15 protein-coding genes and 1 riboswitch are annotated in these 14,905 nt (G+C 44.1%); of the genes, 7 read left to right on the top strand and 8 right to left on the bottom strand.

Annotated features, from left to right (window positions below; genetic code table 11):
* Positions 1-386: 386 nt before the first annotated feature.
* A complete protein-coding gene (locus LPAF129_RS04860; protein ID WP_244055037.1) occupies positions 387-1,130 on the bottom strand; it encodes a DUF4811 domain-containing protein in 744 nt (247 codons plus the stop codon).
* Positions 1,127-2,575 (bottom strand): MDR family MFS transporter, encoded by a 1,449-nt coding sequence (locus LPAF129_RS04855; RefSeq protein WP_244055085.1) that lies wholly within the window; start codon positions 2,573-2,575, stop codon positions 1,127-1,129. Before LPAF129_RS04855 ends, LPAF129_RS04860 begins: the two co-directional genes overlap by 4 nt.
* A 266-nt stretch (positions 2,576-2,841) precedes the next feature.
* On the opposite strand from LPAF129_RS04855, the gene LPAF129_RS04850 reads away from it, so the two are divergent.
* Positions 2,842-3,276: a MerR family transcriptional regulator gene (locus LPAF129_RS04850; protein ID WP_244055036.1), complete on the top strand. Its 435-nt coding sequence runs from the start codon at positions 2,842-2,844 to the stop codon at positions 3,274-3,276.
* Between the two features lie 96 nt (positions 3,277-3,372).
* Here LPAF129_RS04850 and LPAF129_RS04845 read toward each other — a convergent pair whose 3' ends face one another.
* The 5 genes from LPAF129_RS04845 to LPAF129_RS04825 all read right to left on the bottom strand — a co-directional run bounded on the left by LPAF129_RS04845 (position 3,373) and on the right by LPAF129_RS04825 (position 10,248).
* Positions 3,373-3,768 carry a VOC family protein gene (locus LPAF129_RS04845; protein WP_244055035.1) on the bottom strand — a complete coding sequence of 132 codons (396 nt, stop codon included), beginning with the start codon at positions 3,766-3,768 and terminating at the stop codon, positions 3,373-3,375.
* A 312-nt stretch (positions 3,769-4,080) separates the two neighbouring features.
* Positions 4,081-4,563 carry a Dps family protein gene (locus tag LPAF129_RS04840; RefSeq protein WP_244055034.1) on the bottom strand — a complete coding sequence of 161 codons (483 nt, stop codon included), beginning with the start codon at positions 4,561-4,563 and terminating at the stop codon, positions 4,081-4,083.
* 756 nt (positions 4,564-5,319) lie between these two features.
* Positions 5,320-6,141, bottom strand: coding sequence for a Cof-type HAD-IIB family hydrolase (locus LPAF129_RS04835; RefSeq protein ID WP_244055033.1), 822 nt, complete (start codon positions 6,139-6,141; stop codon positions 5,320-5,322).
* A 353-nt stretch (positions 6,142-6,494) separates the two neighbouring features.
* A complete protein-coding gene (locus tag LPAF129_RS04830) occupies positions 6,495-7,400 on the bottom strand; it encodes a proline iminopeptidase-family hydrolase (protein ID WP_244055084.1) in 906 nt (301 codons plus the stop codon).
* A gap of 424 nt (positions 7,401-7,824) precedes the next feature.
* The gene (locus LPAF129_RS04825) at positions 7,825-10,248 is read right to left on the bottom strand and encodes a Xaa-Pro dipeptidyl-peptidase (RefSeq protein WP_244055032.1); all 2,424 of its coding nucleotides are present in this window, start codon (positions 10,246-10,248) and stop codon (positions 7,825-7,827) included.
* Between the two features lie 152 nt (positions 10,249-10,400).
* A riboswitch (FMN riboswitch) is annotated at positions 10,401-10,525 on the top strand.
* 111 nt (positions 10,526-10,636) lie between these two features.
* Here LPAF129_RS04825 and LPAF129_RS04820 point away from each other — a divergent pair.
* From LPAF129_RS04820 to LPAF129_RS04795, 6 genes are all read left to right on the top strand, one after another.
* Complete coding sequence (locus tag LPAF129_RS04820; protein ID WP_244055031.1) at positions 10,637-11,230, top strand: ECF transporter S component; 594 nt, start codon at positions 10,637-10,639, stop codon at positions 11,228-11,230.
* A 129-nt stretch (positions 11,231-11,359) separates the two neighbouring features.
* Entirely contained in the window at positions 11,360-11,626 is a 267-nt protein-coding gene (locus LPAF129_RS04815; RefSeq protein WP_244055030.1) for a type II toxin-antitoxin system Phd/YefM family antitoxin, read from the top strand.
* Positions 11,619-11,876: a Txe/YoeB family addiction module toxin gene (locus tag LPAF129_RS04810; protein ID WP_244055029.1), complete on the top strand. Its 258-nt coding sequence runs from the start codon at positions 11,619-11,621 to the stop codon at positions 11,874-11,876. Before LPAF129_RS04815 ends, LPAF129_RS04810 begins: the two co-directional genes overlap by 8 nt.
* A gap of 119 nt (positions 11,877-11,995) precedes the next feature.
* Positions 11,996-12,637 carry a hypothetical protein gene (locus tag LPAF129_RS04805; RefSeq protein WP_244055028.1) on the top strand — a complete coding sequence of 214 codons (642 nt, stop codon included), beginning with the start codon at positions 11,996-11,998 and terminating at the stop codon, positions 12,635-12,637.
* A gap of 15 nt (positions 12,638-12,652) precedes the next feature.
* Positions 12,653-13,036 (top strand): VOC family protein, encoded by a 384-nt coding sequence (locus LPAF129_RS04800; RefSeq protein WP_244055027.1) that lies wholly within the window; start codon positions 12,653-12,655, stop codon positions 13,034-13,036.
* A gap of 84 nt (positions 13,037-13,120) precedes the next feature.
* Positions 13,121-13,261 (top strand): hypothetical protein, encoded by a 141-nt coding sequence (locus LPAF129_RS04795; RefSeq protein WP_244055026.1) that lies wholly within the window; start codon positions 13,121-13,123, stop codon positions 13,259-13,261.
* A 115-nt stretch (positions 13,262-13,376) separates the two neighbouring features.
* Here LPAF129_RS04795 and LPAF129_RS04790 read toward each other — a convergent pair whose 3' ends face one another.
* The gene (locus LPAF129_RS04790) at positions 13,377-14,774 is read right to left on the bottom strand and encodes an APC family permease (protein ID WP_244055025.1); all 1,398 of its coding nucleotides are present in this window, start codon (positions 14,772-14,774) and stop codon (positions 13,377-13,379) included.
* Between the last annotated feature and the right edge of the window lie 131 nt (positions 14,775-14,905).

Genomic DNA, 14,905 nt, shown 5'->3' with positions numbered 1-14,905 from the left:
CTCAGATTGAGAAAAGAAGGGGCCAGACTGAACCGTTCTGGAGTAAAGTCCGATAAAGTATGATCCAGAAATTTAGACTGGCTAAAAGAATGGTGAACATGTAACCAGTTGAGCTGAGACTGGCTAAAAGAATGGCGAACATGTAACCAGTTGCGCCGAGACTGGCTAAAAGAATGGCGAACATGTAACCAGTTGCGCCGAGACTGGCTAAAAGAATGGCGAACTTATAACCAGTTGCGTCGAGACTGGCTAAAAGAATGCTAGACTTGTAGCCAGTTAACGAGAAAGTGGACGATTCCAAACTAACAAACTAGCGTCAGCACAAAAAAACGAGGCAGCAACAATCAAATTGATTGTCGTTGTCTCGTTTTGTGGACTAATTTAACTTATTTGACTTCCGCAACGATTTTTTTAATCATCTGTTGCTGGAATTCTTGGGCAAACTGCTGGGCTAATTTAGCTTGCTTAGCCTTGTCTGTCATTAAACTAGGGTCTTTCATAATTGAAGCTTTCATTTTTTGTTGCACGTATTGTTGTGCTTGTTCCTTAACTTTGGCTTGTCCAGCCTTAGTCTTCATCCCAGCCATTTTCTTTTGGAGGGCTTTGACTTGAGTAGTGGACAAATGCAGCCAGTCTTTTGGCAAATTAAAGGTATTAGTCCGCTGAACTAGTTTGTTTTGCATGCCAGAAATGCCAAACCAGAACTTAAAACCATTGGACTTAAAGCGCCAGCGAGTTTCCTTGACCTGCAAAGTTGCACTCTGTTTGTTAGTCCGTTTGATCTGGTTATTAGCGGCCGTATACTCATTAGCTTGAGTGTGGCTTGGCTTCTTTTGGTCCAAAGTTTCTTTGTAAATTTGGACAGTTTCTTTACCATTGGTACCAACTGGTTGATAAAGCATAATGTTTAAGCCGTTTTTGGAACTGGCTGGATAAATTTGGGTTGTTTTCGTCGTCGTTACTTTGTGCATGCCATAGTGGCTGTGACTGTTCATCGTCAACAAAGCTAATGAACCAACTAAAAGAACTAGGGAAATTATGGTTCCAACAGTTCTCCAAACGATTGGCTTAATATAAACGTAACTGAGGAACGCTGCAATAGAACCAATAACTAAGATTGCTAAGATCATGCAGCATCACCGCCTTTTTGGTTAAAATCTTTAGGATCGATATCTTTAGAATGAGCTTGGTGGTCTTTCAAGAAGAACGTTAAGATCACACCGATGACAGCGAAGACTAAGGAGAAAGCAAACGCTGCGTGATAGCCATCTAAGGAAGCATTTAAATATTGTTGTTTATAATCAAGTGGAGCTGCTTTTAACAAATGTTTAGCAGGTTCTGCATTGTTGGTAACATTTGTCAACAATGTGATCATGATTGCAGAACCAATGGAAGATGCAACCTGACGAGCCGTGTTATTGGAAGCAGTCCCGTCAGCAATCAAGTGGTCTGGTAAAGCGTTCATCCCAGAAGTAGTAACTGGCATCATGACCATTGAGATCCCAAACATCCGAATTGCGTATAAGAAGACGATGTAAATCGTTGGAGTGTCAAGCGTCAACCACATGAATGGTAGGGTCGCTAAGGTTAGGATCACCATCCCAGTTGTTGCCAGACGTTTGCCACCCATCACATCGAAAGTTTTCCCGGTCAAAGGACTCATCAAAGCCATCACGACTGCACCAGAAAGTAAGGTCAAACCTGAATGAAGTGCGCTCATGCCGTGGGCAATTTGTAAGTACAATGGTAAGACAGTTTCCACACCCAACATTGCGATCATGACAATTGATGATAAGACCGCAGATAGGGTAAATTCACCAATTTTGAAGACACGTAATTCTAGGAATGGCTTTGGAATCACTAATTGCCGCCAAATGAAGAGGCCAGTGATAATGGCACCAACTATCAGAGAAACAAGAACCTTGGTTGAGGTCCAACCATCGTTCCCAGCAGAGGAGAAACCAAATAATAAACCACCGAAACCGAAAGTTGATAAGACTAGTGACAGCCAATCAATTTTTTGCTTTTTTGTTTTAATAATAGGCTGCATGAAAAAGAGTGCCAAGATGATCACGACGACCATGATTGGAATAATCATTCCAAAAAGGTCACGCCATTGGTATTTATCAATGATCCAGCCAGATAAGGTAGGACCGAGCGCGGGGGCGACACCAATGACGATTCCCGTTAGACCTAAGGCAGCCCCCCGAGATTCAGCTGGGAAAATTGTCAGCATGATCGTCTGGAGTAAAGGCATGGCGATCCCGACTCCCAGAGCTTGGACTAAACGACCAGCAAGCAGGGCACCAAAAGTTGGTGCGGTGTAGGCTAAAATTGTCCCGCCTAAGAAGATCGTCATTGATCCGATATAGAGCCATTTAGTGTTCACAGTTGTTGCTAAGTAGGCAGATAATGGGATCATGATCCCGTTGACCATCAAGAAACCGGTAGTCAACCACTGCACTGTCGCAGTGGAAACGTCAAAAGTTGACATCAATTTTGGTAAGGCCGTTGCAAGTAAAGTCTGATTTAGGACTGTACAAAACGTACCAATTAACAAAACAACGATCATCATTGTTTTGCTAAAACCACTTAATTTAGTAGTTTTTGACACAAGTATTCCTTCTTTCAAAATGTGGATTATCAGAGTTAAGTCAAAAAATAAAAATTTGACTATTAAATTGGATAATGTAAAATATAAATTAATTTGCTTACTTTGTCAACTATTTGATAAAGATGATTTAAAAGTTGATACGCTTACATTTTTGTGGTATGAATATAGGAGACAAGTTTCGGAAATATTAGGTGAAATGTAGTACTATTGATAAAAGGAGAATCGGTATGGATACACCAAAAGGTTACGCAGCTTGGTTGCAACAAATCATGCAACCAGATAATATTTTGATGAGTATCAGGGATGCTGCGAGGGCAAGTAATGTGACTGACACCCAAGTTCGTTACTGGGTCAAAAGTGGTTATTTGAAAACGGTTAAAGCTGATAATGGAGCAATTAAACTCCCATATGATCAAATTGTGATTATTCGAATGATCAAGACTTTTCTAGATGAGGGTTATACTTTAAATGGTGCTGTTAAAAAAACTCAGGAGACTAAAGACCTGGGACGTTCGATCCACCACCTCGTTTTTTCCAGTTTTCACAATATCGAGCGACAAGGCGATGAAACAATTTTTGATCTGGGACCGCTTGAAGGGGAACCAGACAAACATATTTTTGCGATCGAGACGCCGGAAAAAATCACATACGTTGTCAAATAGTGTTGCTGAGTTACTTTAGCAGCACTATTTTTGTGCAAAAAAAGGCTCCGACCATGATGATCGAAGTCTCAGAGTTGTTGTACCAAGCACCTAGCATTATTTGTGATGGGCGTAGGTTGCAATTTCAATTAAATTTTGGTCGAAATCGTGGATGAAAATTGAGGTCATTTGGCCTTCAGAACCAACTTGTTCCTGGGGACCTGCGACAATCTCGACGAAGTAACTTTTGAGATGGTTGACCACGTCTGCCATTTCATCTTTAACCACGATGCAGAAATCTGCGCCACCCACTGTGGGATGTGCTGCTTGTAGTTCGGCCGGTTCTTCCACTTGATGTAAGCGGATCAGTTGATGACCGCACCGTAGTGTTTTAGTGGCAGCAGTACTTTGTTCGGGTAACTCTTGCATGTCAAAGACTTCATGGTAAAAGCGGAAGGCTTGCTGCAAGTTTTTGACGGGTAAAATAATATGGTCTAAACGACTAACTTTCATAATTTATGACACTCCTATTTCTCTTCCAAATGAAAACCACTTCTATTATAGCAAGCCATTCGGTCGATTAACATAGGTAGACCAAAATCACAGAGCGGAGTCGCCCGATTAGAAGGTGAGCATTAGCAGTCTTTCGGGTATGATGCGGTTTTGGCATCGTGACAGAAAGCAGGTTAAGCACAACCTTCTGGGTGAAGTAGCTCGACTAAAAATCACAGAGCGGAACAAATTGGTAGGAGTTGCTTGGTGGAACTCAAAAAAACTGCCGCCCAGCAGTTGGAGCCAGGACGGCAGTTGGTTGATGATTAATTGTTATTCGCCGCTAAATGGACTTTCGTCGAGGTAAGCAGTTAACATCCAGATCTTCTTATCGATGTCGCTCTTGAAGCCATTGATAATATCTTGGGTTGGCTGGTCATTTTCTTCATCGGTAATTTCGATGGCCTTTTGGAATTGGTCACGCAGATATCTGAAGTTTTCGACCAAGCGCTGCATTAATTCTGGCAAGGTATACTGACCAAAGTCAATTTTTTCGTCGGGCAGGCCAGTATGTTCAATAAACTCATGAGTTGTTGCAAATGGAGCACCATTTAAGGAAATCAGGCGTTCAGCGACTTCGTCTAATTCGTCCGCAAAGGTTTCGTTGAATTCGTCCATTTGTGGATGTAAGTTGAAGAATTGTTTGCCGCGCATATACCAGTGAACTTGGTGGACATTAGTTTGGACTTGTTCCAAATCAGCGACCAGCTGGTTTAATTGCGCACGTGTCTTAGGATAATCATACTTTTGATTCATAAAATTGGTTCCTCCTTAAATAGTAAATGTGCTAACAGCACTTTGAAACAACGGCATTACCTTTGATTCACTTTCATTATAGGACAAATGATGAAGAAAGCAAGGATTTAGTCTTTAAAATTTAGTTAATTGTAAAAAATATAAATTAAAGCTAGAAAAACTATCTTACGGGCAATATACTTATTGAAGTAAGTCTTGGAAAATGTAAATTTGAGGCCGAATTCGGGCCTGAATGTCTGTTGTTGGCAAATGAAGCAGGCGGCGGTAGTCGACCCCAATTTTTAGGGAAAACAGGTGTGGCAAATGGAAAAGTTCACCCTGTTTTAGGAAAATGGGTGTAGCAATCGAGATAGCCGGTGCAAGTTTGGCAAAGTTCAACCATCAAACGGATTAGCCGGTGCAAGTTTGGAAAAGTACGACCACCAAATGAATTTGCCGGTTCAAGTTTAGCAAAGTTCAACCATCAAACGGATTAGCCGGTGCAAGTTTGGGAAAGTACGACCATCAAATGAGCTTGCTGGTGCAAGTTTGGGAAAGTTCAACCATCAAATGGATTAGCCGGTGCAAGTTTGGCAAAGTTAGACCAGCAACGACACCAAACTTATCCACAGGTGGATAACTAGCACAACCAGCAGGAATTTATCCCCAAAATAGTGGATAAAGTGCGCAACGCTGTGACTTATAGTCAGAAATCACAGATTTTAGGCAAAAAAAGTGGGAACATCACCAGCAAAGGTGACATTCCCACTAGATTATTCACAGGTCGAGCATAAATTTGTGGATTGCATAACCGACACCACTATGATCATTGTCAGTGGTAATAAAGTCGGCGGCTTCTTTGACGGCAGGAACGGCATTGCCCATCGCAACTCCGATTCCCGCAGCCGCGAACATCGGTAAATCGTTGACCTCATCGCCAATCGCCATGATTTCATTTTTCTTCAGGCCGAGTTGGGCGGCCAGATTTGTCAGCGCGCGTCCCTTATTGGCGTCGCGATTCAGTACCTCTAACAAAAACGGACGGGAGCGCACGACATAGTAATCTGTCCCGCACAGTTCCTGAATTTTTGGCTCGATGTGATCTAGCAATTCGGGTGCTTCAGTAATGTCAAATTTGGCAAAGACTCGCTCCAAAAAAGCAGCGGAGTTGGGCAGAACTTCGAGTGGCGCCTGATATTTGGCCGCTAACTGGACGGTGTAAAAACCTAGTCGCGTATCAGTAGTACACATGGTTGAAGAATCGTCGATCGCGTTATAGTGCCAGTGATTTTGCTGGCAAAGTTCGACAAGCTTGACGACAGTTGCTGCAGGCAAAGTCTGCGTGCCAATCGTGTGGCCGGTCACCGTTTGGACCAGGGCACCATTATCCACGATCACATATTGGTCGTCACCACTCAGACTGGCTTGACTGAGGTAACGTTTCACGCCGGCAAGTGGGCGGGCGGAACACAGGACGATTTTGGCTCCCAGCTGGGTCACTTGTTGAATTGCTTGAAGATTTTGTGTTGTTAAAGCCCGGGCTGGAGCGGAAGTTAGCAGGGTATTATCGATGTCGATGGCTGCAAGTTTAATTGTCATTTCTAGTGGGTCCTTTCGTGATTAATTTCTCAAATTTATCTTAGCACAAAAAAATGAAAAAAATCGCAAATAAAAAACCAAAATTAGCTTTTTTTGCGTATCTTCTTAATGAGTGCGCAAGTTCGTCACGGGAAACGCACGTCAAAACAAAGCAAAATCAACAAAGACAATTCGCTTGCCTGTGAAAAGTATTGGTTGAAAAAGCTCTTTTTGCAAAACTTCCTATCTCCTAAATCTAAATGGCGGAAAACATTTAGTCCAAAATTTCAGTGCTTGATCCGTGGCGAAAAACTCAAAAAACGCACTAACAACTGGAGTCCGACCGGTTGTTAGTGCGTTTTTGTAATTAATCATTAATCGTTAAAGTTGCCAGTTTCGACATCCTTGAGGAAAGTCATCAAGTGGTCAAAGTAAACTGGGGCATTGTCGACCATGTGGTGATGACCACCATTTGGAGTGGTGACAAAGCGGGCATGTGGAATTGTTTCTGCCATGCGTTTCCCAGTGGCAAGCGGCATTGATTCATGTTCACCGTAAGTGATCAAGGTTGGTAATTGAATGTTGTGGATATCTTGACTACGATCCCAGCCGGCAAGTTTGCCAGTCACAACAAATTCATTATCCCCTTGGAAGTAGTTATAAACCTGAACACCCATCGTGGCAGTCAAATGACTGATTGCAGCTGGTTGTTTGCGGTCAATGTAATCTTGGTTAAGCTTTTCAATTAGTTCTTCGTAACGTTCATTGAAGTCATTTTTAGCTTCGCAGTCCTTTAAGAAGGCTAATTCTTCGGCAGTAAATTCGGATTCGCGAATCTTAGTGATGTTGTCCATGTATTCATCGATATTATCAGTCATGGATGAAATAATGATTCCCTTCAAATGGTCCGGGTACTTGAGGGCATATTCTTGGACTAATGCTCCACCCCATGATTGGCCAATCAAGTAAAAATCATCAAGGCCGAGTTTTTGACGCACTTCTTCAACTTCGTCCACGAAGTATTCCATGTGCATAAACTTGTCGATGTTTTCTTGTTGAGTAAAATCAGGTTGGTCAGAGTACCATGAACCCAATTGGTCGTACATGGTGACTTGAACGTTTAAGTCCTGGAGTTTTTCTGCGAAATTCTCGTAGTATTCATGGTTACCGCCAGGGCCGCCGTGGAGACATAAAAGTTTGATGTCTCCGCCAACGTTATCTGTGCGGGTCCATAAATGATAACCGTTATCTAAAGTAATGATCGTGTTTCCTTCACGCATTGCTTTCACCTAGTTTCTTAAAATTTTATGTAGAAAACTGGCAAACAAGCCAGTTACTGACATAATGCTATAAGGATATTCTAACATTTAATTGGCGTGCGTGGGAATGATTTTTATCAACAGGGTGGAGCAAAGCGGTTAGCTCCCGAGCATTATCGCAACCCGGCCTTTAATGCGGCCGTTGTTTCGTCCAAATAGCGTACGCAAACGAGAATGCGGTCGTTGTTTCCGCAAAATAGCGTACGCAAACGGGAATGCGGTCGTTGTTTTGTCCAAACAGCGTACGCAAACGGGAATGCGACCGTTGTTTTACCGAAACAGCGTACGTAAACGAGAATGTGGCCGTTGTTTCCACAAAACAGCGTCCGGAAACAAAAAAACGTTGCGCACTGTTAGCATACAGTAACGCAACGTCTGAGATTAATTAGTAAGCACTGGTTGTTAAAGTTAGTTGGCAATCGTTCAAGTCTAGCGAGTACGTCAGATCTTCGTTGCCGCGGACCGTCATTTCCATATCGGTGGCATAAATGACTAAGCCTAACTGGTGACCAGCTGGTACATGATAGAAGGTCGGTTGTAAATCAAAGTCAACGTCATAAAATTGCCCGGCAACGAGCTCGTCGGTCTTGTAGTTGGCAGTCCGATTTTGCAAGTTGATATGACCTTTAGTGATCATTTTAAACGGTGTTGCCTTAGTTAACTGAAATTCATTGAGGTCATCTTCACGCCAGTGGTAACCGGAACTAATGGCTTTTCGTCCTAAAATCTGGGGGGTTGCACCCAGTCGTTTGGCAGTGCCATAGTCGACTAACATGACCGACAACATGCCGTGGTCTAAACTGCTGGCCACCTTGACCTGCAGGTGTGCGGCTCCCCGAAGCAAGTAGTCCGTGTCAGCCGTTGCTGTTTTAAAAATCAGCCGAGTGTCACGGTAAGCTGTCTCTTCGTCCGCTAACAAATGATTGCGCCAGGCATCATAGTCTTGGCGGGCCTCGGCAAAGGTGTCAGCTGGCAAATGGTCGCTAAAGGTGACTGGGGCTGCGGTCGTGACTGCTTCTGGCTGGAGGCGGTCTGGACTCAAGTAGAGTTGAGTCAGCCGAGTTGCAGTTTGATCCCAGTCTGGATAGCTGCGCCAGCTTTCAGGCGCGACGTTATCTTGGACTAAAACGGCCGGCAAGATTTCGTCCGCCTCATTTTGCACACCGTACAATTTGTTTGTTAACCATAAGTTGACCATCTCGCTAAAGTCCAGTGAACGAAAGGCATTGATATAAATATGTTGTCCCTGGTGCAAGATCAGCTTTTTCGTGACCGGCACATCTGCCAGTGCGCGATAAAGCTGATAGACGTTGCGCGGCTTGACGTTCCAGTCGTTGACCCCGTGAACCATTAAGACGTCACATTTGACATTGGCGACATCTTTCAAATAGTTGCGGGCATCCCAGAAAGTGTTGTAATCGCCAGTCGTGCGGTCTTGTCCGGCGGTGATTTGGGCCAGATAACGGTCAAAGAAAGGCTTAATGCGGTAATAATCTCCGCCGTCTAGTTGGCGGCTAAAGCATTCTTCGGCTAAGACATCTGCATCTTCACCAGGGAAACCGCCGGGTGCGACGACCAAGCCGTTATCGCGGTAGTAGTCATACCAGCTGGAAATCGCGGCCTCAGAGATGATCGTCTTGAGTCCGGCGACCCCAGTTGTGGCAGCGGCAGTGGCCAGGGTCCCAAGATAGGAACGCCCGGTCATTGCGACTGAACCATTACACCACCAAGCCTTGATCTCGATATTATCGGTCTGGTTAGTGAAAGCCCGTCGGTTGCCTGCCAGCCATTCGATGATCGCGATGGTTGAAGCAGTTTCTGCTGGACTGCCGGTTGTTCTGACACCCTGTGAGCCACGGGTCCCGATCCCAGCCGCGTAGACGATGGCAAATCCGCGCGCGGCCAGGTAGTCGTTTAAGGTGTAAGCAGCTTCCCGCCCGAAGGTCTCTTCTGCTTGTTGGGTCGTCCCGTTAACTGGGCGCGGCTCAGGCAAATCGGTTGCTGGCTGATGGTACTCAATGTCAGCGTATTCGAGGTCATTGGGCTTTTTATGTGTCAGCGGCTGGTCGACATGGTGCATCATTTTGTCGCCGGCTTCATCGTTGGTCCCCTGGTTGTAAGGGCTGGCCGTATAAACTGCAGGAACTTTTAAGCCGTCGTTGGTATCTTTAGGCCGCAAAATTTCAGCTTTCAACAGGTCGCGTTGGCCGTCTTGGTCGGTGTCTAAGCTGGATTCGATGTACACGACTTCGCGGATCAGTGCGTCGGTGTCAAATACTGGTTGAGACTTGCCGTTAAATAACAATGGCTTTTGGCTGATCGGCAAATCGTAGAGCGGTAAGAAATAGCCCTCAGTCGCTAAGAGGTCCAGCAAAATTTGGCCCATTTTGCCGCGCGTATTTAAGAGGTCGTACCAGGCGCCAACCAAGTCGGTGACAGTCGTGATCTCTTGGTGGTAAAGCAGGTTAAAGTTTTTCATGGCAGTTAAGGGCTCGGCCACGTCAAAATCATCACCACAGGTAAAACCTAAGAGCTGCAAGCCAACCGTATAAAAGGCAGTGGCGTTCACCGTATTTTTTTCCAGATAAGCGAGCACATCTTGCGTTGGACTGGCGAGAAGATTGTGTAAGTAGCCGTTCAAACTGCTCTTACTTTGAGCTTGCGGAAATGCCTTATATAAAAATGATAACCAGAGCTCGTTTAAGTCAGCCTGGTCGGTGACAAGTTGATTTAAAAAGCCGAGACCTTGGAGTTCAGCAACTTTGGTCCGGTCAGTAGCGTGTGCACGTGAATACTGGTTAAATTTCATAGTAAGATCCCTTCTTGGTTAAAATTATCGTTACCAGCAATTATAACCCATGTTGCCGATTTCTTCAGGCAATAAGCCGTGAATTTTTTAAGTCAATTAATCGCTTGCATGCCCGCGAGGCTGGTGCTAAAATAAGAAGTGAAGAAAATATGGTTTATCTTCAGGGCAGGGTGAAATTCCCGACCGGCGGTGATAGTCCGCGACCCTTATCTTCGGATGAGGTTGACTTGGTGAAAATCCGAGACCGACAGTAAAGTCTGGATGAAAGAAGATAGAGTGATTTGGTAAATACAAATGCGCTCTGTTACCCTGAAAAGTGGTAGCAGGGCTTTTTATTTGCTAAATTGTCATTGAAGATAGACCTCTAAAATTTTAGGAGGGTTTCATCATGAAAAATAGTTCAATCAAGAAGTGGGTCATCGCAGCGGCTTTAGCAGGAGTTTCATATCTCTTACGGTTTATTGCCTTTCCAATTATTCCGCTGGTCCCATATCTTAAAATTGAATTTGCTGATGTTCCCGTCTTGCTAGGCTTTTTTGCCTTAGGTATTTGGGGCGGGTTAGGGATCAGCTTGATTCGGACGTTGTTGTTCTTTGTAATTTCCGGTGTCTCATTGCCGAACTTCATTGACGCTTCGACCGAATTCGTGTCGACCTTGGCAATTTGCTTGCCGGTCTATCTGATTTTGAAGGGCAAGGATAATCCACGAGTCCAAGACTACTTATTAGCCGGACTAGTCGGAACGGTGACTTTAACAGTTGCTTTAGCGATTGGAAATGTTGCCTTTATCATGCCAGCTTACATTTCTTCTTTAGGAATGAAGCTTTCAATGCCAATTAGCAAGATGGTCTTGTACGGCGTGGTACCATTCAACTTGATCAAGGGCGTTTCAGTGATTGCCGTCTTCGCAGTGGCTTACAGCAAGATGCACGGCTGGTTAGCTAATAAAGCAGCGAATTTAAGAGCTGCTCACTTATCATAAATAACAAGCAACTCCTCGGAAAGTGTGCCGGGGATTTTTTGTAACTTTTTTTAATTATTGTGATTTCTCCGCTTGTTTAATTGTACAGTATGTTGTACAATTAGCCTGTAAAAGGAAGGGGCTGAGTTCATGGAGGCTGTATCTTATTCTGTACTACGTAAAAATTTAAGGAGCTATTTACAACAGGTTAATGACGACGCCACTACTTTGTTAGTGACCAACCGTGATAATGCTGATGATGCGGCTGTGCTAATGTCAAAAAGAGATTACGATAGCATGATTGAAACACTAAGAATTATGAGTAATCCGACATTGATGGATAAAATCCGACGCGGGAAAGAGCAAATAACCGCAGGAAAAACTAAACAGCATGAGTTGATAAAACCTAATGATTAAAGCGTGGACTGATGATGCATGGGACGACTATATGTACTGGCATCAGCAAAATGATAAACGGACAATCAAGCGAATTAATAAATTAGTTGAGGATATTGATCGGCACCCATTTGAGGGGATTGGTAAGCCAGAACCGTTAAAGTACGAGCTGACAAACACTTGTTCAAGAAGAATCACCCAAGAACATCGCCTAATATATCAGATTGAAAACGATACGATGTATATTTTATCGGTCCGTGATCACTATTAAAAAACGTATCTAAAATTTCAGATGCGTTTTTTCTTTGGGCAAAAAATCCGCTAAGGGTTCGCATGCAAGCTAAAATTTGGTATCCTTAGACTAAGAGCAGTACGAAAGGATGAACGGTAGTGAAAGAAGTTAATGACCAAGTTTATAATCGTTTGCAAGAAGAGGCCAAACAAAATGTCAGCCAGTTTGCCAAGTCTACATATGGCAAACCATTGTGTGACTTTATCGAAGAAGAAAATATCTTAGAACTGATTCAAGGCTTTACGGGCATCGCTTATGGCGTTCATGGTCGGACACCGAAGCGTTGGACCAGACAGGTGACGAGTGAAATTATTGGCTTTGACTTTAGAAGTAGTTTTCAAATGGGAGCCGATGGTGCCGGGATAGTTGGTCCCGTTTTTGTAAATTACATGATTTTCTTGGACAAAGAACTACATTATCTTAACAACAGTTCAGCCCTGGTCAAAGGAGTCATTGACGGGACCATGATGCTCGATGATGATGACTATGATGTTCCAGACTTTGTGGATGAAATTCCTGACGAAACAGTGGCAGCTTTGAAAGGTGAGGCGGGACAAAAAATGTTGCAACAGGCTCCTCCAGAAGAAGTTACGATGATGAAAGAGCAGTACGCTAGTTTAAAGGAACTTGACGCGATGGATGTGCTAGACAGCAATGACAAAAAGATGTTAGACATTCTTACTGGATTGTTTGGTTCAAATGACCACCAGCCAAAAATGACATTACGGAAGAAGAAATAGTGGGAGGAGCCACAGATGAAAATTGAACATGTCGGCTTGTTTGTGACTGATTTGGAAGCAACTGTTGAGTTTTACGAGCAATTTTTTGGGGCTCAGCGCTCCGCCAAGTATCATAATGAGCAGACCACTTTTTCTTCTTATTTCTTAAGTTTTCCGGATGGCGCGCGCTTAGAAGTTGGGACCAGGGAAGACTTGAATCTGGAGCGGCCGGCAGGTTATCCAGTCGGCTACATGCACCTCGCTTTTGCGCTAGGTTCAAAGCAAGCGGTCGACGAACTGACTACCAAATTAGCAGCTGCTGGTTATGAGCATCTGAGCGGCCCGCGGACAACGGGCGATGGTTATTACGAAAGCGTCGTTTGTGATCCAGAAGGAAATCAATTGGAACTCACGGTGTAGGGGTGTGAGTTAGCGCTGACTGTGTCGGAATGCGGTCGTTGTTATGCCGAAACAGAGTTCGCAAATGAGAATGCGGTCGCTGTTATGCGGAAACAACGTTCGCAAGAAGAAATGCGGTCGCTGTTATGCCAAAACAAGGTTAGCAATCACGAAAGCCGCTCCAAGTTTGACGAAACAGGGTTAGCAATCGGGAAAGCCGCCCCAAGTATGCCGAAACAGGGTTAGCAATCACGAAAGCCACCCCAAGTTTGGTAAACTAGTGTCAGCAATCACACCACCAACTTAATTTAGACAAAAAAGATGTCAGCGACGTTTTGCGCTGGCATCTTTTTGATAACGATTATTTTTGATGATTTAACTGGCTGTGTTTGATACCGTAACTGAAGTAAATTACGATTCCAATGGCTAGCCAAACTAGGAACATTAACCAAGTTTCGCCCGAGAGCTGCGTCAACATGAAGATGCACAGCAGGACGGAAATGATTGGCAAGACCGGGTAGAAAGGTACCTTGAAGCCACCCTCATTCGGGATGTCTTTTCGTCTACGCAAGGGGATGATCCCGGCCGAAACAAAAGTAAAGGCCATCAATGTTCCGATGTTAACCAAGTTAGTCAGCTGGTCTAGCGATAACATACTTCCGGTCAAACTAATGATGATCGTGACCCCTAGCATACTGTGACTGGGCATGTGAGTTTTTTCGTTGATTTTACCCAAAAAGGCGGGGAATAGTCCGTCACGACCAATTGAGTAGATCAAACGTGAGGAACTGTAAATCATCGAAACCATCATCGTGAACATGCCAAGCATCGCGCCAATCGAGATGACACCTGCGAACCAATTTTGGTGAGCTAACTGCAGGGCAAAAGCGACAGGATTACCGACATTCAATTTAGTATATTTAACCATCCCAGTTAGAACGACTGAAACCAAGATGTACAAGAGGGTACAAACTACTAAAGTTCCGATGATCCCACGAGGCATGTTCTTTTCTGGTTGTTTCACTTCCGCGGCGGCAGCCGAAACAGAGTCAAAACCTAAGTAGGCAAAGAAGACCAGTGAAGCACCGGTGAAGACACCTTTCGTGCCAAATGGGGCAAATGGTGTCCAGTTAGTTGGTTTAATATAGAAGATACCAACCAGTAAGAATAAAATAATAATGGCAATTTTAATGACGACCATCAGGTTATTAATTTTCATCGAAGTTGACACACCGCGTGATAATAGGAGATAAATCACCCAGACGATCAAAAAGGCAACGATGTTAAAGTAGGTGCCGTGACTGGGGTCAAATGGACCATTCAAAAAATGGGGGATCTGGAGCCCAAAGCCCGCAATAAACGAATTAAAATATGAAGCAAAACCGGTGGAAACAGCTGCCACGGCCAGCATGTATTCCAAAATTAAGGACCAGCCTAAAAACCAGCCAACACCTTCACCGAAAATGACATTTCCAAAAGAATAGGCACTCCCGGCAATTGGCAATGCCGATGAAAATTCGGCGTAACACATCGCAGCGGTCGAACAGACCAAGGCTGCAATGACAAATGATAAAACGATGGCGGGCCCACTATGTACCGCTGCTACTGTCCCAGGTAAGATGAAAATCCCGGTTCCGATAACCGCCCCAACGCCCATGGCGATCAGGTCGGAAGAACCGAGAGTTTTGTCAAATTTCTGGTCTTGATCCAAGTAGCGAGCGAGATCCTCTTTGCGGGTCACGCGTTCTCTTAAACTCATAAAACTCTGCCTCCCATCAAATTTTTCGTCTGGACGCAACAAAATTAGAATAACATTAGTTCGCCGCTGAAAATTTGAAATTTACTATATCTAAGGTTATAACATAAACTTTTGCAATATTAAAGAAAAAT

This window comes from Ligilactobacillus pabuli (assembly GCF_022836475.1).
Classification (GTDB): Bacteria; Bacillota; Bacilli; order Lactobacillales; family Lactobacillaceae; genus Ligilactobacillus; species Ligilactobacillus pabuli.
This window is presented reverse-complemented; position numbering and strand designations above follow the sequence as displayed.

Bases quoted from the DNA above. Each gene is read 5' to 3' on its own strand.
- LPAF129_RS04795 (WP_244055026.1), top strand. From the start codon at position 13,121: ATGCGGAAACAACGTTCGCAAGAAGAAATGCGGTCGCTGTTATGCCAA.
- LPAF129_RS04835 (WP_244055033.1), bottom strand. From the start codon at position 6,141: ATGACAATTAAACTTGCAGCCATCGACATCGATAATACCCTGCTAACT.
- LPAF129_RS04830 (WP_244055084.1), bottom strand. From the start codon at position 7,400: ATGCGTGAAGGAAACACGATCATTACTTTAGATAACGGTTATCATTTA.
- LPAF129_RS04820 (WP_244055031.1), top strand. From the start codon at position 10,637: ATGAAAAATAGTTCAATCAAGAAGTGGGTCATCGCAGCGGCTTTAGCA.
- LPAF129_RS04855 (WP_244055085.1), bottom strand. From the start codon at position 2,575: ATGATGATCGTTGTTTTGTTAATTGGTACGTTTTGTACAGTCCTAAAT.
- LPAF129_RS04790 (WP_244055025.1), bottom strand. From the start codon at position 14,774: ATGAGTTTAAGAGAACGCGTGACCCGCAAAGAGGATCTCGCTCGCTAC.
- LPAF129_RS04845 (WP_244055035.1), bottom strand. From the start codon at position 3,768: ATGAAAGTTAGTCGTTTAGACCATATTATTTTACCCGTCAAAAACTTG.
- LPAF129_RS04815 (WP_244055030.1), top strand. From the start codon at position 11,360: ATGGAGGCTGTATCTTATTCTGTACTACGTAAAAATTTAAGGAGCTAT.
- LPAF129_RS04825 (WP_244055032.1), bottom strand. From the start codon at position 10,248: ATGAAATTTAACCAGTATTCACGTGCACACGCTACTGACCGGACCAAA.
- LPAF129_RS04850 (WP_244055036.1), top strand. From the start codon at position 2,842: ATGGATACACCAAAAGGTTACGCAGCTTGGTTGCAACAAATCATGCAA.
- LPAF129_RS04840 (WP_244055034.1), bottom strand. From the start codon at position 4,563: ATGAATCAAAAGTATGATTATCCTAAGACACGTGCGCAATTAAACCAG.
- LPAF129_RS04810 (WP_244055029.1), top strand. From the start codon at position 11,619: ATGATTAAAGCGTGGACTGATGATGCATGGGACGACTATATGTACTGG.
- LPAF129_RS04860 (WP_244055037.1), bottom strand. From the start codon at position 1,130: ATGATCTTAGCAATCTTAGTTATTGGTTCTATTGCAGCGTTCCTCAGT.
- LPAF129_RS04800 (WP_244055027.1), top strand. From the start codon at position 12,653: ATGAAAATTGAACATGTCGGCTTGTTTGTGACTGATTTGGAAGCAACT.